The 18,885-nt window shown below is 69.1% G+C and carries 19 protein-coding genes; 14 read left to right on the forward strand and 5 right to left on the reverse strand.

The window, feature by feature from the left end; genetic code table 11:
* Window positions 1-12 precede the first annotated feature (12 nt).
* From mshB to HUN07_RS08525, 3 genes are all read left to right on the forward strand, one after another.
* Window positions 13-891, forward strand: coding sequence for an N-acetyl-1-D-myo-inositol-2-amino-2-deoxy-alpha-D-glucopyranoside deacetylase (gene mshB, locus HUN07_RS08515; protein ID WP_254622853.1), 879 nt, complete (start codon window positions 13-15; stop codon window positions 889-891).
* Between the two features lie 325 nt (window positions 892-1,216).
* Window positions 1,217-1,405, forward strand: a complete 189-nt coding sequence (locus tag HUN07_RS08520; protein WP_147283446.1) for a hypothetical protein — start codon at window positions 1,217-1,219, stop codon at window positions 1,403-1,405.
* A 50-nt stretch (window positions 1,406-1,455) separates the two neighbouring features.
* Window positions 1,456-1,869 carry a hypothetical protein gene (locus HUN07_RS08525; RefSeq protein WP_174909100.1) on the forward strand — a complete coding sequence of 138 codons (414 nt, stop codon included), beginning with the start codon at window positions 1,456-1,458 and terminating at the stop codon, window positions 1,867-1,869.
* Between the two features lie 86 nt (window positions 1,870-1,955).
* Here HUN07_RS08525 and HUN07_RS08530 read toward each other — a convergent pair whose 3' ends face one another.
* The gene (locus tag HUN07_RS08530; RefSeq protein WP_174909102.1) at window positions 1,956-3,575 is read right to left on the reverse strand and encodes a 4-hydroxyphenylacetate 3-hydroxylase family protein; all 1,620 of its coding nucleotides are present in this window, start codon (window positions 3,573-3,575) and stop codon (window positions 1,956-1,958) included.
* A 25-nt stretch (window positions 3,576-3,600) separates the two neighbouring features.
* Window positions 3,601-4,164, reverse strand: a complete 564-nt coding sequence (locus HUN07_RS08535) for a flavin reductase family protein (RefSeq protein WP_114718421.1) — start codon at window positions 4,162-4,164, stop codon at window positions 3,601-3,603.
* A 202-nt stretch (window positions 4,165-4,366) separates the two neighbouring features.
* On the opposite strand from HUN07_RS08535, the gene HUN07_RS08540 reads away from it, so the two are divergent.
* On the forward strand, window positions 4,367-5,293 hold the full coding sequence (locus HUN07_RS08540) for an AraC family transcriptional regulator (RefSeq protein WP_114718571.1): 927 nt from the start codon (window positions 4,367-4,369) through the stop codon (window positions 5,291-5,293).
* A gap of 15 nt (window positions 5,294-5,308) precedes the next feature.
* On the opposite strand, the gene HUN07_RS08545 is transcribed toward HUN07_RS08540, so the two are convergent.
* Window positions 5,309-6,079 (reverse strand): IclR family transcriptional regulator domain-containing protein, encoded by a 771-nt coding sequence (locus HUN07_RS08545; protein WP_114718422.1) that lies wholly within the window; start codon window positions 6,077-6,079, stop codon window positions 5,309-5,311.
* A 204-nt stretch (window positions 6,080-6,283) separates the two neighbouring features.
* Here HUN07_RS08545 and catA point away from each other — a divergent pair, with 204 nt between their 5' ends.
* The 3 genes from catA to catC all read left to right on the forward strand — a co-directional run bounded on the left by catA (window position 6,284) and on the right by catC (window position 8,655).
* Entirely contained in the window at window positions 6,284-7,135 is an 852-nt protein-coding gene (gene catA, locus HUN07_RS08550) for a catechol 1,2-dioxygenase (protein WP_114718423.1), read from the forward strand.
* 72 nt (window positions 7,136-7,207) lie between these two features.
* Entirely contained in the window at window positions 7,208-8,335 is a 1,128-nt protein-coding gene (locus HUN07_RS08555; RefSeq protein ID WP_174909104.1) for a muconate/chloromuconate family cycloisomerase, read from the forward strand.
* A gap of 38 nt (window positions 8,336-8,373) precedes the next feature.
* Window positions 8,374-8,655: a muconolactone Delta-isomerase gene (gene catC, locus HUN07_RS08560; protein WP_114718425.1), complete on the forward strand. Its 282-nt coding sequence runs from the start codon at window positions 8,374-8,376 to the stop codon at window positions 8,653-8,655.
* Here catC and HUN07_RS08565 read toward each other — a convergent pair.
* Together HUN07_RS08565 and HUN07_RS08570 are read right to left on the reverse strand one after the other, a co-directional pair.
* Window positions 8,652-10,196 carry a PH domain-containing protein gene (locus tag HUN07_RS08565; RefSeq protein ID WP_441346803.1) on the reverse strand — a complete coding sequence of 515 codons (1,545 nt, stop codon included), beginning with the start codon at window positions 10,194-10,196 and terminating at the stop codon, window positions 8,652-8,654. The two genes, catC and HUN07_RS08565, sit on opposite strands and share 4 nt — an antisense overlap.
* Window positions 10,193-10,672: a PH domain-containing protein gene (locus HUN07_RS08570; protein ID WP_174914546.1), complete on the reverse strand. Its 480-nt coding sequence runs from the start codon at window positions 10,670-10,672 to the stop codon at window positions 10,193-10,195. Before HUN07_RS08570 ends, HUN07_RS08565 begins: the two co-directional genes overlap by 4 nt.
* Window positions 10,673-10,799: 127 nt before the next feature.
* Between HUN07_RS08570 and HUN07_RS08575 the strand changes: the two genes are divergently transcribed.
* The 7 genes from HUN07_RS08575 (at window position 10,800) to HUN07_RS08605 (ending at window position 18,864) form a co-directional block, all read left to right on the forward strand.
* Window positions 10,800-11,036 (forward strand): hypothetical protein, encoded by a 237-nt coding sequence (locus HUN07_RS08575; protein WP_174907152.1) that lies wholly within the window; start codon window positions 10,800-10,802, stop codon window positions 11,034-11,036.
* Window positions 11,037-11,127: 91 nt separating this feature from the next.
* Window positions 11,128-13,701, forward strand: a complete 2,574-nt coding sequence (locus HUN07_RS08580) for a bifunctional FO biosynthesis protein CofGH (protein WP_174914549.1) — start codon at window positions 11,128-11,130, stop codon at window positions 13,699-13,701.
* An 8-nt stretch (window positions 13,702-13,709) separates the two neighbouring features.
* Window positions 13,710-14,477: a hypothetical protein gene (locus HUN07_RS08585; protein WP_174909105.1), complete on the forward strand. Its 768-nt coding sequence runs from the start codon at window positions 13,710-13,712 to the stop codon at window positions 14,475-14,477.
* 134 nt (window positions 14,478-14,611) lie between these two features.
* Entirely contained in the window at window positions 14,612-14,935 is a 324-nt protein-coding gene (fdxA, locus tag HUN07_RS08590; protein WP_114718430.1) for a ferredoxin, read from the forward strand.
* 14 nt (window positions 14,936-14,949) lie between these two features.
* Window positions 14,950-16,050, forward strand: a complete 1,101-nt coding sequence (dapC, locus tag HUN07_RS08595) for a succinyldiaminopimelate transaminase (protein WP_114718431.1) — start codon at window positions 14,950-14,952, stop codon at window positions 16,048-16,050.
* A 199-nt stretch (window positions 16,051-16,249) separates the two neighbouring features.
* Window positions 16,250-17,899, forward strand: a complete 1,650-nt coding sequence (gene pruA, locus HUN07_RS08600; RefSeq protein WP_174909107.1) for an L-glutamate gamma-semialdehyde dehydrogenase — start codon at window positions 16,250-16,252, stop codon at window positions 17,897-17,899.
* The gene (locus HUN07_RS08605) at window positions 17,896-18,864 is read left to right on the forward strand and encodes a proline dehydrogenase family protein (protein ID WP_174909109.1); all 969 of its coding nucleotides are present in this window, start codon (window positions 17,896-17,898) and stop codon (window positions 18,862-18,864) included. The genes pruA and HUN07_RS08605 overlap by 4 nt, the downstream gene beginning before the upstream one ends.
* Window positions 18,865-18,885: the final 21 nt, after the last annotated feature.

Here is an 18,885-nt window from a genome sequence, read left to right on the forward strand (position 1 = left end):
AAACGAGTGGTTGTGAACGGTCGGCGCATCCTGTTCGTCCATGCGCATCCCGATGACGAGACCCTGACCACGGGCGGCACCATCGCGCGCTACGCGGCGGACGGGGCCGAGGTGACGGTGCTGACGTGCACCCTCGGCGAGGAGGGGGAGGTTATCGGTGACCGGTGGGCCGGTCTGGTGGCCGACCGCTCCGATCAGCTGGGGGGCTTCCGGATCCTGGAACTGACCCGCGCACTCGAGGCCCTCGGCGCCTCCGAGCCGCGATTCCTCGGCGGCGCCGGGCGGTGGCGCGATTCGGGCATGGCCGGGACGCCGTCGGCGGCGAACCCGCGCGCATTCGTCAACGCCGATCAGGACGAGGCGGTCGGGGAACTGGTCGCGGTCATCCGCGAACTGCGTCCGCAGGTCGTGGTCACGTACGACCCGGTCGGCGGGTACGGGCATCCGGATCACGTTCGGGCGCATCACCTCACGACCGCCGCGGTGGAGGCCGCGGGCACCGACGCCTTCCCCGAGGCGGGCGGGCCGTGGGAGGTCGCGAAGTTCTACTGGACGGTGACCGAGGAGTCCGCGCTCGAAGCGGGGATCGCCGCGATCGATGCCGTGCCCGAGGGCTGGCGGTTGCCCGAGCCGGGCGAGCTGCCACGCGTGCCGGACTCGACGGTCACCGCGGTGGTGGACGTCGCGCCGGTGATGGCGGCGAAGCTCGCGGGTCTCCGCGCGCACCGCACCCAGGTGACGGTGGCGCCGTCCGGCACGGAGTTCGCGTTGTCGAACGATGTCGCGCAACCGGTCCTGTCCGAGGAACACTTCGTGCTGGTCCGTGGACAGTCCGGTCCCGTCGACGAGCGTGGGCGTGAGACGGACCTGTGCGCCGGACTCGGGTCCTGAGGGCGGTCCAGCCGAGTGGGATGTCCGGACGGTGTCGGCGCATCCAGGCCCCGACGGTGCCGTCACGCCAGTTCTCCTCGAACTTCGACGGGAATACCGCTGCGGTAGAAGTGCGGTAGGGCTGTCGCTCCCGCAGTCGGGACCCCATCGCTCGGTCGGTGGTGTCGCGAACGTGCTGCGACGCCCCGGCACCGGATACACCACGCCACGGGATCTCCGTGACCGTCGAGCGGTCGGACCTGGTGAACCTACCCGGGCTCGTCGCCGCCCCACTCGCCGTATGCTGTGATCTACGCCACGTTCGTGGGGGTCCGTTCGTCGGCGCATGCAGCTGTCGAACGGGAGGGTGCGGCGGATGTACAACTGGGAACTCCAGAATGCGATCACGGCGTTCGTGGACAGTCTGCGGCCGATGGCCCCGTACTTCCACGACCTCTACATCGGGTCGTTGCACGCGTTCGTGCATCAGCAGAGCGAGCTGCTCACGATGCTCGGCTACCCGCCGGTCCCGTGACCCGGACCCCGCCGTGGCGGCGCCGTCGCGAATAGACCACGATCGGTGACATGACCGTCGAGAGCCACCCCGTCGAGCCGCCCGTGTCCACCGCCGAAGCCCGCACGACACTGGCGTTGCTCACGTTCGACGGGTTCCTGTGCGCGGTGCTCTCGGTGCTGTTCCTGCCCGCCTACCTCGGGACGACACCGTTCCCGGTGAGCATCCTCGTCGCGGCCGTGGTCAACCTGCTGCTGGTGCTCGGTGCGCGCAAGTTCACGGAGCGGCCGATCCTCGCCGCGCTGCCGATCTTCGGCTGGCTGTTCGGGTTCGGCCTGTGCGTGATCGGCGGACCGGGCGGCGACGTGCTGGTGTTCGAGGACTGGCGCACGCTGCTGCTGTTCGTCGCGGCGGTGCTGCCGGCCGGGGTCTACCTGTTCCGCGTCCAGCTCGACTCGATCGTGGCCCGGGCCCAGCAGGGCTGATGCCGTCCGGACCGTCGGCGGGCACGGCCGCTCGGTGAGGCCGTGCGCGGGTGGGAATTCCTGCCCGTGCACGACCCCGAGCGCGGCTATTTCTTGTAGAACGCGGTCACGTCGTCGTTCCCGATCAGATCCGGAACGGTCCAGCCGTCCAGGTCGTACTCGCTCATGAACTGCTCGGCCAGACCCTTCATCGCGGAGACACCCCCGCGATTCTCCGCCGCGAACAGCAGTTCGGCCTTGACGTTCTCGTGGTTGCCGGAGTAGTTGCGCTCGTAGAGTTCGTGCCGTCCGCCGAACTCGGATCCGATCGAGTCCCACAGTGCCTTCATGACCTTGACCCGGTCGACGGCCGTGATCCCGTCGCTGCCGCGGACGTACTTGTCGAGGTACGGACGGACGTCGGGGTTCTTGAAGTCCGCCGCCGACGACGGCAGATAGATCAGGCCGGAGGCGACGTCCTGTTCGATGATCTCCTTGATCCGCGGGTAACCCTGGATCATGAACATCCGGTAGGTGAGCCCGTACTCGAGCTTCGGGATGACGGTGTCGCCGATCCACTGTTCCGGGTCACGCGCCATCGATTCGCTCAGCGACCAGAACAGGTTGCGCCAGCCGATCACCTCACCGACGCGGGTCTGGACGCCGCGGAAGCCGCCGGCGCCGGTGGCGTCGAGGGCCTTCATCAGCAGTCCGGCGATGAAGTCGAGCTTGACCGCCAGCCGGGTGCAACCCTGGAAGGTGAACCGCGGCAGGAAGCCGGACTGGGGGAAGAAGGCGTTGATCTTCTCCACGTCGCCGTACATGAAGACGTTCTCCCAGGGCACCAGCACCTTGTCGAAGATGAAGATGGCGTCGTTCTCGTCCATCCGGGACGAGAGCGGGTAGTCGAACGGGGAGCCGACGACGGCGGCGTTCTGCGAGTACGACGCGCGCGAGATCAGTTTGATACCCGGCGCGTCCATCGGCACCGTGCAGATCAGCGCGTATTCCTTCTTCTTGATCGGCAGCCCGTAGTGCGCGATGAAGTTGTAGTTGGTGATCGCCGATCCGGTGGCGACGACCTTCGCGCCGGAGACGATCAGACCGGCGTCGGTCTCCTTCTCGACCTTCATGAACACGTCACCGACCTGGTCCGGAGGCAGCTGACGGTCGACCGGCGGGTTGATGATCGCGTGGTTCCAGTACAGGACCTTCTCCTGCGACTCGTGGTACCAGCGCTTGGCGTTGTCCTGGAACGGCGCGTAGAGCTCGCTGTTGGCGTTGAGAGTGCCGAGGAAGCTGGCCTTGTAGTCGGGGGAGCGGCCCATCCAGCCGTAGGTCATGCGGGCCCAGGTGGCGATCGCGTCGCGTTCGCGGAGCAGATCGTCGGAACTGGTGGGGGTCTTGAAGAACGGCATGGTGATGCCGCCGTTGCCGGTGTCGGTGGGGCAGGTGAGCGTGTCGACGTGCTCACCGGTGTGCAGCGCGTCGTACAGGCGTGCCGTCATCCGGATCGAGTTGCGGAAGGCCGGGTGGTTCCAGAACTCCTTGACCTTCTCGCCGTGCAGGTAGATTTCGCGGCCGTCCTTGATCGACTCGATGTACTCGTCGCCGGTCATGGGGCGGGATGCGAAGTTCGTGGTCCGGTTCGCGTCGGAGTCGGCCGCGACATTGACCTGCGAACGGTCGACGTCCGTGTCGGTGGGGCGGGGCTCGGTGGTGGTCATCGTTTCTCCTGCATCGGGGATGGGGTCAATTGGTTGCACCGGACAGGTGCAGGGGTGTGAAAGTGGTCTCGGAGTCGAACCATCCGCGGTGCGGATCGTCCATCGATCCGTTCCAGGCGGCACTCCCGCTCGGTGCTCCGAGATCGTGGAATGTGCTGCGGTAGAAGAGCAACGGATCGGTGTCACGGAACTGGGCATCGACGATCTCGCCGATGAAGATCACGTGGTCGCCGCCGTCGTACTCGCGCCACGGAACGCACGACAGGGTGGCGGCGCTGCCGGCCAGCACGGGCGCGGTGGGCCCCTGGGCCCACACCGGTTCGGGGGACTGCGGGCGACCGGCGAAGTGAAGCGCGACGTCGGTCTGGTCCGCGGCGAGGATGTTGACCGCGAACGGTGCGCCGGACAGGAACGCGCAGGCTTTGGACGTGCGGGTCAGGGTTACCTGGCACAATCGCGGTTCGATCGAGACTGCGGTGAAGGCCGTCACCGTTGCGCCGTGGGGCGTACCGTCCTGCCGGGTGCAAGTGATGACGGTGACCCCACTTGCGAACTGTCCGAATATGTTTCGCAGTCGACGCGAATCCATGTCGGGGCTCCTTGCTGGTGGTCGTTGGCTGTGACGGAGACCATAGGTCGATCGGATCGCGGTAGGCGATCCGCTGAGCGGCCTCACTATCCGGATTGCGCGACGGGTTCGACCACCCGTTATTGCCAGAGGAGGTGTTCCCGATCACACTGGGGCCGAAGTCCCGAACTGGACGGGATGGGAAGGGTGCGAGGGTATGGCGATGAACGTGGCCGCCGATCCGGGGGATTGGGACGAGGCGGAGAACGTGGTCTCGAATGCGTACTTCCCGCACGACCTGATGCCGCTGTCGGCCGGATCGGAGCCGCATCTGAACGTGCGGGCGATGCAGATCGGGCCGCTCCGTCTGGCGCGGATCGGTTGGGGAGCCGAGGTTTCCGTCGACACGGAGCATCCCGGCGGGTATGCGGTGAACATCCCGCTGTCGGGTCGGATCGAATCCGTGACCGCCGGCGGTGACGTGATATCGGGTGTCGGGAAGGCGTCCGTGTTCCGGCCGGACACCCCGGCCGTGATCACCCGGTGGACCGCCGACTGCGAGATCGTCGGTGTCAAGGTGGACCGGGACTACCTGCACCGCGAGCTGGGGCGTGTCCTCGGCCGTCCCGACCGCCGACTGCCCGATCAGGTGGACCTGTCGACGGAGGCCGGGCAGACCTGGATGGCGTTGTTGCGCTCGATCGTCCAGCAGGCCCGGGGCGGCGAGGGGCTGTGGCAGACCCCGGTCGTCGCGGAGCAGTTGTCGGGGGCCATCACGGGCGCGTTCGTACTGGCGGCGATGCCCGACGACGCGGCCGCGGCCCCGCGGCCGCGGATCGTCAAGCGGGTCCTCGACCGGATCGACGACGACCCGTCCCTCGCCTGGACTGCGAGCGACATGGCCGAGGCCGCGGGTGTGAGTGTGCGCCGGTTGCAGGAGGGATTCCGGGAGTACCTGGGCATGTGCCCGCGGGACTACCTGCTAGACGTCCGGCTCTCACGCATCCACGACGACCTGGTGACCGGGGATCCGTCGGTCACGTCGGTGACCGACGTCGCCCTGCGCTGGGGTATTACCCACACCGGACGGTTTGCGGCGGCCTATCGACGCAAGTACGGGTACGCGCCCTCGGAGACGTTGCGTTCCTGATGTTCTCGTATCGGGTCATCCGCGGTGGCCGAGGTCGGCGCTGAGCGCGTCCGCGGCGGCGACGACGTGCTGTGCGGCCGCGTCGCGGAACTGTTCGGGGGTGTGTCGTCCGGAGGAGGTGGAGCACGCGGTGACGGCGACGACGGTTCCCGCCGCGTCCCGCACGGGGGCGGCGATCGAGATCAGGCCCTCCTCGAGTTCGGCTGCGGTCAGCGCGTAGCCCTGGTCGCGGACCCTGGCCAGCTCTGCGCGCAATTCGTCGGGCGTTCCGAGGGTTGCCGGCGCCAGCTTGTCGAATCGGGTTGTGGCGATCACCCGGTCGACGGTCTCGTCCGGCGCCCAGGCGAGCAGTGCACGCCCCATCGACGTCGCGTAGGCAGGCACGCGGGTGCCGACCGAGACGTTGATGCTCATGATCCGGCGCACGGGCACGCGGGCGGCGTACACCACGTCGCCCCCGTCGAGTACACCCAGCGAGGCGGATTCGCCTGTGCGCTCGGACAGTTGGACGAGCCGCGGCATCGCGGACTCGACGAGTGCGTGGGACGCGGAGTAGTGCTGGCCGATGCTGAGCACGCGGGGAGTGAGCGACCACCGGGTCCCGTTCGCGGCGACATAGCCGAGCTTCTGCAGGGTGAGCAGGATGCGGCGTACCGCCGGGCGGGACAGGTCGGTCTTGGCGGCGAGTTCGGCCAGCGACGGGGTGGGGTCCTGCTCGTCGAATGCGAGCAGGACGGCGAAGCCCCGTTCGATGCTCTGGATGAAATCCCGGTCTTCGTTCGGCATCTGATGCTCCTGGCTGCGGGTTCGGTGTGACTTCGAGGTCGGGTGTTGACAACGGCTGTGACTCGACGCACAGTATGGTGTGTACGCATTGCGACGTGCATGTACGCACAGCGTACAACTTCGGTGGGGGACGCGCCTGCCCCGCGTTCACCGCCGCCACAACTTTCTCGACCGTCACTGTTCGAGCCTCGACGAGGAGGACCCATGACCAGCACCGAAACGGCGACCGCGCACGCATCGGGTAATGCCGCCACCGACAAGTTCAAGTCCGAGCGCGTGTCGGCGGACACGTCGAAGGAGCGGGCGGCCGCGATCTACCGCGACGTGCTCGCGGCGTTCGGGGAGATCATCCACAAGCACGGTGTCACCTACGACGAGTACCGGGTGGTCAAGCAGTGGATCATCGACGTCGGCGAGTACGGCGAGGTGCCGCTGTGGCTGGACGTGTTCGTCGAACACGAGATCGAGGACGTCAACTACAGCCGCAACGGACTCGCCGGCACCAAGGGCAGCATCGAGGGCCCGTACTACGTCGCCGATGCGCCGCAGCTGCCGTCCACGTGCACGATGCCGATGACCGACAAGGACGCCGAGGCAACCCCGTTGGTGTTCTCCGGCCAGGTCACGGATCTGGCGGGCAACGGTCTCGCCGGCGCCACCGTCGAACTCTGGCACGCCGACGAGGACGGCTTCTACTCGCAGTTCGCGCCGAACCTGCCCGAGTGGAACCTGCGCGGCACCATCGTCTGTGATGGCGAGGGCCGTTACGAGATCACCACGCTGCAGCCCGCGCCGTACCAGATCCCGCACGACGGGCCGACGGGCTGGTTCATCGAGTCCTACGGCGGTCACCCGTGGCGTCCGGCCCACCTGCACCTGATGGTGAAGGCCCCCGGCAAGGAGACCATCACGACCCAGCTGTACTTCGCGGGCGGTCAGTGGCTCGAGAACGACGTCGCGACCGCGACCAAGCCGGAACTGATCCTCGATCCGAAGGCCGGGGACGACGGCAAGAACTACGTGACCTACAACTTCGCCCTCGACCCCCAGGCCTGAGTCGAAGCGAATGCCGGTGTCCCACTGGGGCGCCGGCATTCGGTGCTTCCCGATCCGATTGAGAGCTGTTCGATGCCCGACCCTGATCTCGCAATCGTCTCCGTCGAGACGACCATCATCGACGTGCCACTGGTGCGTCCGCACAAGTTCGCCACCACCACCGCGGAGAAGCAGTCGATTCTGCTGGTCGCGATCACCACTGCCGGCGGCGTCACCGGCCACGGTGAGGGCGTGGTGCCCGGTGGGCCCTGGTGGGGTGGTGAATCCGTAGAGACGATGAAGGTGATTGTCGACCGTTACATCGCGCCGTACATCATCGGGCGTGGTGTCGACGAGATCACCGGCATCATGGTGGATCTCGAGAAGATCGTCGCCAATGCCCGGTTCGCGAAGGCTGCCGTCGACGTCGCGCTGCACGACGCGTACGCCCGGCACCTCGGCGTGGGGGTGCACACGCTGCTCGGTGGCGCGTTCCGGACCGGCGTCGACGTCCGCTGGGCTCTCGGAGCCGCTCCGGTCGAGGAGATCCTCGAGGAGGTCGCGCACAGGATGGAGGCGCGCCTGAACTTCTCCTTCAAGCTCAAGATGGGTGCGCTGGACCCGGCCGTCGATACGGAGCGGGTGGTCTCGATCGCACAGTCGCTCAGCGGCAAGGCGGGCGTGAGCATCGACGTCAACGCGCGATGGGATCGGTTCACCGCGTTGCGTTTCGTGCCCGAACTCGTCGACGGCGGCGTCGAACTCGTCGAGCAACCCACCCCCGCCGAGCAGATCGAGGTGCTCGCCGAGCTCAACCACCTCGTCGCCGCACCGGTCATGGCCGACGAATCGGTGCACACGCCGCACGACGCCCTCGAGATCGCCCGCGCCGGTGCCGCCGACGTCATCGCCCTCAAGACAACGAAATGCGGTGGGCTGCAACGCAGCAAGGAGGTGGTCGCGGTCGCGAAGGCGGCCGGCATCCGTTGCCACGGCGCCACGTCCATCGAGGGGCCCATCGGCACCGCCGCGTCGATCCACTTCGCCTGCGCCGAACCGGGTATCAACTTCGGAACCGAACTGTTCGGCCCTCAGCTGTTCGCCGTCGAACTGCTGCAGACACCACTCGACTACTCCGCCGGCCAGGTCCACCTGCCATCCGGACCCGGGCTCGGCGTCGAACTGGACATGGACGTCGTCAGGCACCTCGCCCGCGACTGATCACACGCACGGAGAGCACGGAGAACGAGGAGAACTTCATGGCACTGTTCCACGTCCGGATGGACGTCGACATTCCCCGCGATCTGGATCCCGGGGTGCGCGACGAGACGATCGCGCGGGAGAAGGCGTATTCACAGGATCTCCAGCGTCAGGGCAAGTGGGCGCATCTCTGGCGAATCGTCGGGCAGTACAGCAACATCAGCATCTTCGACGTGGACTCGGCCGACGAACTCCACGAGCTCCTGTGGAGCTTGCCGCTGTTCCCGTACATGACGATCGAGGTCACGCCGATGACGAAGCACGGCAGCTCGATCCGCTAGGAAGGCCTTCGCCAGATCCCGCCCGCACCGGGCGTGACGGCGTCGACCAGCGCCCACGCCTGCTCGACCGGGAGGTCGTGGACGACGTACTTGCCGGTGCCCGCGGGTGTCGCCGCGATCACGGTGGCGACGCCGGCGCGGCGCTGGAAGAACGTCTGGCGCACCGTCCAGCCGATGATGCCGGCGGCCTCGATGCTGTCGCGGCGGCGGTCCAGCGATCCGCTGCGGGTGATCAGCCAGCCGGGCAGCACCGCGTGCCCGAGTCCGCGGTAGCGGTCCCACGCGAGTCCCGCGCCTGCCAGCGCGAGCACGACGACGCCCGCCCACGCGGGCCACGGCACGTGACGGCCCGCGACGACGAATCCGGCGGCGATCAGCGCGGTGAGGGCGGCCGGCCACAGCGCGCGGGTGTAGCGGCGCCGATGCGCGGCCGGTCCGTGCGGGAGCAGCGCGACGTCCGCCTGCCGGTCGTCGCCGAGAACGGTCGCCATCACCCGCGTCGCGTCCGCCCGCGGGCTCTGCGGCAGCAGCAGTGACGACTCACGGTGTTCGGCGCTGACACCGGTCATGATCGCGTCGAGGGACGCCCCGCCGGCGACGCGAAGCAGCAGCGGCTCCTTGAGCGTCGTGCCGCGGAGCCGGGCCCGGTCCAGGGTGGTCTGCCGGGTGCGCAACAGTCCGTGACTGACGTGCAGCGTGCGGCCGTTGTCGGTGACGCTCATGCGGCCGTACACCACCAGATAGCGCCCGCACGCGAGGACGCTCGCGGCGACAAACAGGATCACCAGCCCGGCCAGGCCGAGTACGGCGAGGCCCAGTGCGCCGGCCTGTTCGGCGGAATCGAATCCGTCCGCGAGGGCGGGGGAGCGGGCGATCCGGTCGGCCAGCCCGTACTGGAACACGATGCCGACCAGCGCGCCGATCGCGATCAGCCCGGTCACCGAGAACGGCGCGTACCGCACCCATGACGGCGACCAGTGCCCGATCTCGACGCCCGGCCTCCCGGGCGGTGCGGTGTCCGAGGCAGCATCGGTGCCCGCCTCGGGCCGGAGCTCCCGGTGTCCGGCGAGCAGCGCCGCGCGCAGGTCCGGGACGAGGGTGGCGTCGAGCGCATTGAGTTCGAACCTGCTCTCGCCGCGCTGCGCCTGCTGGCCGGTGCCGATCCGGAGCACCGCCAGCCCGAGGAGCCGGTGCAGCACCCCGGCCTCGACGTCGACGGAGCGGATGCGGGTGCGCGGCACCGACAGGACCTTCTTCTCGAAGACGCCGTGCCGCAGCTGCACGTGGACCGGACCGATGCGGTAGGTGGTGGTGAACCAGCGGAGCACGCCGTAGACGACGAGGACGGCGACGGCGACCAGCCCCCAGTAGTGGTTGCCGTTCCGGCTGCCGACGATCCACGACACCGCGATCACGGGGAGCAGTTTGAGGACCTCGTTGACCGGGTGGACGAGCAGCATCCGCTTGTCGAGGCGCAGCCACGGCTGTTCCTCCTCGGCGGCCAGGGCGGCGTCACCGGACTGTTCGAGGGGCACGCTCACGTCGCATCCCCGGCGTTGCGGGCGGCGATCTCGGTGAGGTGTTCGACGGTGCGGTCGGCGACGTCGAGGTCGAGTGCGGTGATCTTCACGGCGCCGGCCGACGACGCCGTGGTGACGGTGACCGTCGCGAGGCCGAAGAATCGGTCCAGCGGTCCGCGTTCGGTGTCGACGGTCTGGATGCGGGTGATGGGTGCGATCCGGCGCTCCTGGTTGAACCAACCGGTGCGTGTGTAGACGGCGTCGTCGCTGATCTCCCAGCGGTGCACGCGGTAGCGCCACCGCGGCACGACCACGATGTCGACGACCGCGACGACCGCGGTGAGCGCGAAGACCAGCACGTGCGGCCACGTGGTCCAGCGTCCGTCGACGACCGCCCACACGACCTGCGCGACGAACACCGGCAGCCAGATCAGGGTGGCCGTCGTCGCCCACAGTCGCGGGGCGCGGACGCTGGGGCGCCACTTCGGTTCGGCCATCGTCACCGTTCGCTCGAACGGTGCGGGGTCGGGAGGGAAGCTCACGATCTCATCCTGCCCGAGTCGACGTCCCGCGTCCTATGGTGGAGGTGGCCGCGAGTGTCTGCCGAGACGGAAGGTGGTCGTCATGGAACGATCCGGAACCGACAACACCCGGGACGCCGAGGGCTCCGAGGAGGCCGAGGACGTCGTCCGCCCGACGGACGTGCCCGAAGCCGATCTGGTGGAGCAGATGACCCCGGCCGAAGGCGACGACGAACGCGAGGATTCGGACCGGATCGAGCCGCCGCTGGAAGTGAACGAGGCGGACGCGGCCGAGCAGCGCCGCAGCGTCCCCGTCGACGAGGACTATCCCCGCGGCTGAGCGGATCGACCGGGACCCGCGGTGGCAGGTACCGGGGCGGGTGACGCATGATCGACGGGTGACCCACTCAGGCGATGACACCGACCGGTCCATGATCCTGCCGATTCCGTCGGTACCGCGGCCCCCGGTGAAGACCGAAGCGCCCTCCGCGAGTGCGATGCGGCGGGTACTGCGTCGCGCCCGGGACGGGTCCACCCTCAACGTCGACGAGGCGACCACCGTGCTGCACGCGCGTGGCACGGACCTCGAGGACCTGTGCGCGTCGGCGGCGAAGGTGCGTGACGCGGGACTGGTCGCGGCGGGCCGTCAGGGGACCGTGACGTATTCGCGGAAGGTCTTCATCCCCCTCACCCGCCTGTGCCGCGACAAGTGCCACTACTGCACGTTCGTGACGGTCCCGGGCAAGCTGCGGGCCGAGGGTCACAGCGTGTACCTGGAACCGGACGAGGTGCTCGAGATCGCGCGGCAGGGCGCCGAGATGGGCTGCAAGGAAGCCCTGTTCACGCTCGGGGATCGCCCGGAGGACCGGTGGCCCGAGGCCGAGCAGTGGCTCGACGAGCGGGGCTACGATTCCACACTGGACTACGTGCGCGCGATGTCGATCCGGGTGCTCGAGGAGACCGGTCTGCTGCCGCACCTCAACCCCGGCGTGATGAGCTGGGAGGAGATGTCCCGGCTCAAGCCGGTGGCGCCGTCGATGGGGATGATGCTCGAGACCACCTCGAAGCGTCTGTTCACCGACAAGGGCGAGTGCCACTACGGCAGCCCCGACAAGGACCCCGACGTCCGTCTGCGCACACTGACCGAGGCGGGCCGACTCTCGATACCGTTCACGACCGGGATTCTCGTCGGCATCGGCGAGACGCCGGCCGAGCGTGCCGACTCCATCATGGCGATCCGAAAGGTGCACAAGGCTTTCGGTCACGTGCAGGAAGTGATCGTGCAGAACTTCCTCGCCAAGCCGGATACCGCGATGCGGGATGCGCCCGACGCGAACCTCGAGGAATTCCTGGCGACCATCGCGGTGACCCGGCTGCTGCTGGGCCCGGGTATGCGGATCCAGTCGCCGCCCAACCTCGTCTCGCACGCCGAGTGCCTCGCGCTGATCGGCGCCGGCGTCGACGACTGGGGCGGCGTCTCGCCGCTCACCCCGGACCACGTCAACCCGGAGCGGCCGTGGCCCAACCTGGACACCCTTGCCGAGATCACGGCGCAGGCCGGGTTCACGCTCACCGAGCGGACCGCCGCGCAGCCGCAGTACGTGCTGGCCGGACACCCGTGGATCGACCCGCGGATCGGCGCACACGTGCGGGCGCTGGCGGACCCCGAGACGGGTCTCGCGCGGGAGGGCGTGAAGCCGGCCGGGTTGCCGTGGCAGGAACCGGACGAGGAATGGGTGTCGACCGGTCGTGTCGACCTCAACACCGAGATCGACACGCAGGGCCGCAACACCGAGACCCGCTCCGATCTGGGCAGCGCGTTCGGCGACTGGGAGACGGTCCGGGAGCAGGTGCTGGAACTGGGCCGCGCCGCGCCGACCCGGGTGGACACCGACGTTCTGTCGGCGCTACGCAGCGCCGAGCGCGATCCCGCCGGCCTCAGCGACGACGAGTACCTCGCGCTGGCGACGGCGGACGGTGACGGGCTCGAGGCCGTCGTCGCGCTCGCGGACGCGCTGCGCAGGGAGGCCGTCGGCGACAACGTCACGTACGTCGTGAACCGGAACATCAACTTCACCAACATCTGCTACACCGGCTGCCGGTTCTGCGCGTTCGCGCAGCGCAAGGGTGACGCGGACGCGTTCACGCTGTCGGCCGAGGAAGTGGCCGACCGGGCATGGGAGGCGCACGTCGCCGGTGCGACCGAGGTGTGCATGCAGGGCGGCATCGACCCCGAACTGCCGGTCACCGGGTACGCCGATCTGGTGCGGGCGGTCAAGCGCCGGGTGCCGTCGATGCACGTCCACGCCTTCAGCCCGATGGAGATCGTCAACGGCGCTTCCCGTGGTGGGCAGAGCATCCGGGACTGGCTCACCGAACTGCGCGCGGCCGGACTGGACACGATTCCCGGCACGGCCGCCGAGATCCTCGACGACGAGGTCCGCTGGGTGCTCACCAAGGGCAAGCTGCCGACGTCGGCGTGGATCGACGTGATCACCACCGCCCACGAGGTGGGCCTGCGATCGAGTTCGACGATGATGTACGGCCACGTCGACAGCCCCAAGCATTGGGTGGGGCACCTGAACGTGATCCGTGGAATCCAGGACAGGACAGGCGGATTCACCGAGTTCGTGCTGCTGCCGTTCGTGCACCAGAGCGCGCCTCTGTACCTCGCGGGCGCGTCCCGGCCGGGCCCGACGCAGCGGGACAACCGGGCCGCGCACGCGCTGTCGCGGATCATGCTGCACGGGCGGATCCCCAACATCCAGACCAGCTGGGTGAAGCTGGGTATCGCCGGCACGCAGGCGATGCTGCAGGGCGGTGCGAACGATCTCGGTGGCACGTTGATGGAGGAGACCATCTCCCGGATGGCCGGTTCGCAGCACGGATCGGAGAAGACCGTCGAGGAGCTGCGGGCCATCGCCGAGGGGATCGGACGTCCCGCCCGCGAGCGGACCACGGGCTACGCGTTGCGCGAGCACGCGCCGGCCCTTCCGTTGATCTGAGTGCCGCGATGAGCGACGACAGCCGCCCGAGCGACCGGACCGTGGCGGTCCTGCTCGACCAGGCGGCGTGGGGCATCAGCCCCATGCTCGACGTGCTGCACCTCGATCCGCTCGGCATCAAGGCCCGCACGTTCGAGCCGCCGAGCGCGGCCGACCGGGCCCTGGCCGAGAAGGTGCTCGACGCCGCGGCGTGGGTGCTGGACGAGCTGACGGTGCCCGGCACCGCGGCCTGGGAACGGTCGAGCGCGGCGGACCGGGCCGACTGGTGGGTGACGCGGCTCGGTGCGCTCAACACCGTCGCGGTCGCGTTCCCCAGCGTTCTCGGTGCGCTGGTCGGCCGGCTGCCGATCCAGGACCTGCTCGGCTTCGCGAACCAGGCGCTGGTGTTGGTGGCGGTGGCGCGCGAGTACGGCGTCGAGGACCGGGCACGGCAGGTGGATCTGCTCGCGGCGGTGCTGTGCCGACGCGAGCTCGATGCCCGGCCGATCCTCGAGTGTTCCTCCCGCCACGAGGATGCCGAGCGTGACCACATTGCGGGATGGCGACCGTTCGCGGTGGTCGGATCGATGTGGCGTACGGCACACACGGTTCGCGGGCTGCTGTCCGAGATCGAGCGGCGGCCGCGCGGCAGTGGGCCGTACCGCGTCCTCGGTCGGCTCCCGGTGGTGGGTGCGCTCGCCGAATACCTGGGTGAATGCGGCGCGCTCGCGGAGGTCGCGAGCGAGGTGCGGGACCGGATCGACGCGGGTCGGCCCGCCGCCCGCGCGGTTCGCTGAGGCGACCCTTACCTGACTGTTGCGGTCGGGGAGATTCATACTGGACACTCCGGAAGTTCGTCGGGTCGAGGACCCGACCAGCCGGGTCGTCGAGGCGCCTCGGCGCCCGGGTCAGAAAGGCAGGGAGAGCAGCAGTGACCTACACGATTGCCGAACCGTGCGTCGATGTGCTGGACAAGGCATGTATCGAGGAGTGCCCGGTCGACTGCATCTACGAGGGTGGTCGCATGCTCTACATCCATCCGGACGAGTGTGTGGACTGCGGTGCGTGTGAGCCGGTGTGCCCCGTCGAGGCCATCTTCTACGAGGACGACGTGCCGGATCAGTGGACCGGATACGTGAGCGCGAACGTCGACTTCTTCGACGATCTCGGTTCGCCGGGCGGTGCCGCGAAGCTCGGCAAGGTCGACTTCGACCCGCCGCTGATCAAGGCGCTGCCCCCCATGGGCGAGGAATAGGTCGAGGAAGAGCGTTGCCCCGTAACCCGGTAGCCAAGTCCCTGCCCGATTTCCCGTGGGATTCCCTCGTGTCCGCGAAGGAGAAGGCGCAGTCGCATCCCGACGGCATTGTGAACCTGTCCGTGGGAACCCCGGTCGATCCGGTGGCTCCGGCCATCCAGGCCGCATTGTCGTCGGTGGCGGCCGAGCCCGGCTACCCGACCACGCACGGCACCGATGCGCTGCGCGAGGCCACGGCCGCGTCGGTGGCCCGCCGCTACGGGATGACCGGGGTGGATCCGGCGGCGATCCTGCCGGTGATCGGCACCAAGGAAGCCATCGCGTGGCTGCCGCGCCTGCTCGGTCTCGGGGCCGGCGACCTCGTGGTGATCCCCGAGGTTGCCTACCCGACGTACGAGGTGGGCGCGCTGCTCGCCGGTGCGCGGGTGCTGCGGGCCGACGGGACCGCGCAGCTGGGCCCGGAGAATCCGGCACTCATCTTCGTCAACTCGCCGTCGAATCCCACCGGCAAGGTGCTCGGGGTCGAACACCTGCGCAAGGTCGTCGCGTTCGCGCGCGAGCGGGGAGCGATCGTCGCGTCCGACGAGTGCTACCTGGGTCTGACGTGGGACGCCGACGCGGTCTCGATCCTCGACCCGCGGGTGTGCGACGGCGACCACACGGGCCTGATCGCGATCCAGTCGCTGTCGAAGACGTCGAACCTCGCCAGCTACCGGGCCGGCTTCCTCGCGGGCGACCCGGCGCTGATCGCCGAACTGCTCGAGGTCCGCAAGCATGCGGGCATGATGATGCCGACGCCGATACAGGCCGCGATGGCCGCTGCGCTCGCCGACGACGAGCAGGAGGCCGAGCAGCGTGAGCGGTACCGGCGTCGTCGCGACGTCCTGCTCGCCGCAGTCCGTGGAGCAGGTTTCACGGTCGACGACTCGGAGGCCGGGCTGTACCTGTGGGCCACCCGCGGTGAGGACTGCCGGGACACCGTCGACTGGTTCGCCGAGCGCGGCATCCTCGTCGCGCCGGGAGACTTCTACGGCCCGCGCGGGCAGAAGCACGTGCGGATCGCCCTCACCGCGTCCGACGAGCGGATCGCCGCGGCGGCAGCGCGTCTGTCCTGACCACACCGGGCACCCGGGTCCTCACGTTTTGCGCACTTCTCGCGCGCGTGGGGCCCGCGTTCTCGCGTTTTGCGCACTTGTCGCGGAAAGTGGGGCGCAGGTTCCGACGCTTCGCGCACTTGTTGCGGGGCGCCGGAGGCAGTGTCGGGCGTAGCCTGAGCTTGGTTGCAGTCACCCAGCTCGAGGGCAGGAGGGCAGCATGGATGCCGTCACGCAGGTACCGGCGCCGCACAACGAACCGGTCCACTCCTACGCGCCGCGGAGCCCCGAACGCGATCGTCTGAGGAAGTCGCTGGCGGATCACATGTCCGCCGCGATCGAGATCCCGCACGTGATCGGTGGCAAGCACCGACCTGGCAGCGGTGAGCCGATGGAAGTGGTTCAGCCGCATCGGCATTCCTCGATCCTCGGCACGATCACCAACGCCACCTACGACGACGCCCGCGCGGCGATCGACGCCGCGACCGCGGCCGCGCCGGCCTGGCGGGACCTGCCGTTCGACGAGCGGGCCGCGGTGCTGCTGCGGGCGGCGGACCTGCTGTCCGGTCCGTGGCGCGAGACGCTGGCCGCCGCGACGATGCTGGGTCAGTCCAAGTCGGTGCAGCAGGCCGAGATCGATGCCCCGTGCGAGTTGGTCGACTTCTGGCGGTTCAACGTCCACTTCGCCCGGGCGATTCTCGCCGATCAGCCGGTCTCGTCGCCCGGGGTGTGGAATCGGCTCGAGTACCGGCCGCTCGAGGGGTTCGTGTACGCGATCACGCCGTTCAACTTCAGCGCGATCGCCGGCAATCTGCCGACCGCGCCGGCGCTGATGGGTAACACCGTGATCTGGAAGCCGTCGCCCACCCAGACCCTGGCCGCGTACTGGACGATGCGCCTGCTCGAGGCCGCCGGACTGCCGCCCGGGGTGATCAACCTGCTCACCGGTGACGGCCTCGCGGTGTCGGATGTGGCACTGAGCGATCCGCGACTGGCCGGCATCCACTTCACCGGATCCACCGCCACCTTCCACCGTCTGTGGCGCGAGGTCGGCGCGAACATCGACCGGTACCGCAGCTATCCCCGACTGGTGGGCGAGACCGGCGGCAAGGACTTCGTGGTGGCGCATCCGTCCGCCGATCCCGCGGTGTTGTCGACGGCGCTGATCCGCGGCGCGTACGAGTACCAGGGGCAGAAGTGTTCGGCGGCGTCGCGCGCCTACATCCCGCGGTCGCTGTGGTCGCGGATGAAGGACCAGTTCCTGGCCGAGGTGGACGCACTCACCTACGGCGACGTCAGCGATCTGGAGAACTTCGGCGGCGCGGTGATCGACCGGCGCGCCTACGACAAGAACGTCGCGGCGATCGAGCGGGCGCGGGGCGCGGCCGGAGTCGAGATCGCGGTGGGCGGCAAGTACGACGACGGCGTCGGCTACTTCGTCCGGCCCACCGTGCTGCTGGTGGACGATCCGCGCGACGAGGCGCTGTCCAAGGAGTACTTCGGCCCGATCCTTTCTGTACACGTGTACGACGACTCGGCGCCGAACGCGTTCGCAGACGTGCTGACCGCGGTGGACACGTCGTCGGCCTACGCGTTGACCGGCGCCGTCGTCGCCGACGATCGGGCCGCGATCGAACAGGCCTCGGCCGCATTGCGATACACGGCCGGGAACTTCTACGTCAACGACAAACCGACCGGGGCGGTGGTGGGTCAGCAGCCGTTCGGGGGTGCGCGCGCGTCGGGCACCAACGACAAGGCCGGCTCGCCGCTGAACCTGCTGCGGTGGGTCTCGGCCCGCACGATCAAGGAGACCTTCGTTCCGCCGACCGACTACCGCTACCCGCACATGGAACCCGGGACCGGTCGATGACACCGTCGGTCCTGTCGAATCCGCTGCGGCCGGCGATCCTCGCCGCCGCCCGGTCGGCGCGGGTCAAGAGCGCGGTGACGCGCGCGCCGGTGACGAAGTCGATCGTGCGACGTTTCGTCGCGGGGGAGACGCGCGCCGACGCGATGGCGGCGTCGTCGACGCTGCTGGCGGTGGGACGGGCGGTGAGCATCGACTACCTCGGCGAGGACACGCTCGACCCGGCCCAGGCGCGCGACACCGTCGTCACGTACCTCGAGCTGCTGGCCGAACTGGGCCGCCTGCCGCAGGCGCGGGACGCCGTCGTGCGCCCGATCGAGGTGTCGGTGAAACTGTCCGCGCTCGGACAGGGCCTGCCGGTGGACGGGGAGAAGATCGCGCTCGACCACGCCCGGACGATCTGTGCGGCCGCGCGCGAGCACGGGGCCGCGGTCACCGTCGACGCCGAGGACCACACCCGAACCGACTCCACACTGGCGATCGTGCGCGAGCTGCGGGCCGACTTCCCGTGGCTCGGGACCGTCCTGCAGGCGTACCTGCGACGCACGGAGGGCGACTGCCGGGACCTGTCGGGGGCCGGCTCACGGATCCGGCTGTGCAAGGGTGCGTACCGCGAACCGGAGTCGGTGGCGTTCCGGTCCCGGGCGGACGTCGACGCGTCGTACGGGCGGTGTCTGGCGATCCTGATGCGCGGGGACGGCTACCCGATGGTCGCGACCCACGACCCGGCGATCATCGCGTCGGTGGACGACCTGGTTCGCGAGACGGGCAGGGGGCCGGACGATTTCGAACACCAGATGCTGTTCGGGATCCGGGACCTGGAGCAGGCTCGCCTGGTGGACGCCGGACGGCGCGTGCGCGTCTACGTGCCGTACGGCGGGCAGTGGTACGGCTACTTCATGCGCCGGCTCGCGGAGCGGCCGTCGAACCTGACGTTCTTCCTTCGCTCGACGCTCACCCGGGGCTGACGCGCGATGTGAGACAGTGGG

Source organism: Rhodococcus sp. W8901 (assembly GCF_013348805.1).
Lineage (GTDB): Bacteria > Actinomycetota > Actinomycetes > Mycobacteriales > Mycobacteriaceae > Prescottella.

What these genes read in the sequence shown, in the direction of transcription:
- HUN07_RS08520 (WP_147283446.1), top strand. Translation starts at nt 1,217, where the DNA reads ATGCAGCTGTCGAACGGGAGGGTGCGGCGGATGTACAACTGGGAACTC.
- HUN07_RS08525 (WP_174909100.1), top strand. Translation starts at nt 1,456, where the DNA reads ATGACCGTCGAGAGCCACCCCGTCGAGCCGCCCGTGTCCACCGCCGAA.
- HUN07_RS08530 (WP_174909102.1), bottom strand. Translation starts at nt 3,575, where the DNA reads ATGACCACCACCGAGCCCCGCCCCACCGACACGGACGTCGACCGTTCG.
- HUN07_RS08535 (WP_114718421.1), bottom strand. Translation starts at nt 4,164, where the DNA reads ATGGATTCGCGTCGACTGCGAAACATATTCGGACAGTTCGCAAGTGGG.
- HUN07_RS08540 (WP_114718571.1), top strand. Translation starts at nt 4,367, where the DNA reads ATGAACGTGGCCGCCGATCCGGGGGATTGGGACGAGGCGGAGAACGTG.
- HUN07_RS08545 (WP_114718422.1), bottom strand. Translation starts at nt 6,079, where the DNA reads ATGCCGAACGAAGACCGGGATTTCATCCAGAGCATCGAACGGGGCTTC.
- catA (WP_114718423.1), top strand. Translation starts at nt 6,284, where the DNA reads ATGACCAGCACCGAAACGGCGACCGCGCACGCATCGGGTAATGCCGCC.
- HUN07_RS08555 (WP_174909104.1), top strand. Translation starts at nt 7,208, where the DNA reads ATGCCCGACCCTGATCTCGCAATCGTCTCCGTCGAGACGACCATCATC.
- catC (WP_114718425.1), top strand. Translation starts at nt 8,374, where the DNA reads ATGGCACTGTTCCACGTCCGGATGGACGTCGACATTCCCCGCGATCTG.
- HUN07_RS08570 (WP_174914546.1), bottom strand. Translation starts at nt 10,672, where the DNA reads ATGGCCGAACCGAAGTGGCGCCCCAGCGTCCGCGCCCCGCGACTGTGG.
- HUN07_RS08575 (WP_174907152.1), top strand. Translation starts at nt 10,800, where the DNA reads ATGGAACGATCCGGAACCGACAACACCCGGGACGCCGAGGGCTCCGAG.
- HUN07_RS08580 (WP_174914549.1), top strand. Translation starts at nt 11,128, where the DNA reads ATGATCCTGCCGATTCCGTCGGTACCGCGGCCCCCGGTGAAGACCGAA.
- HUN07_RS08585 (WP_174909105.1), top strand. Translation starts at nt 13,710, where the DNA reads ATGAGCGACGACAGCCGCCCGAGCGACCGGACCGTGGCGGTCCTGCTC.
- pruA (WP_174909107.1), top strand. Translation starts at nt 16,250, where the DNA reads ATGGATGCCGTCACGCAGGTACCGGCGCCGCACAACGAACCGGTCCAC.
- HUN07_RS08605 (WP_174909109.1), top strand. Translation starts at nt 17,896, where the DNA reads ATGACACCGTCGGTCCTGTCGAATCCGCTGCGGCCGGCGATCCTCGCC.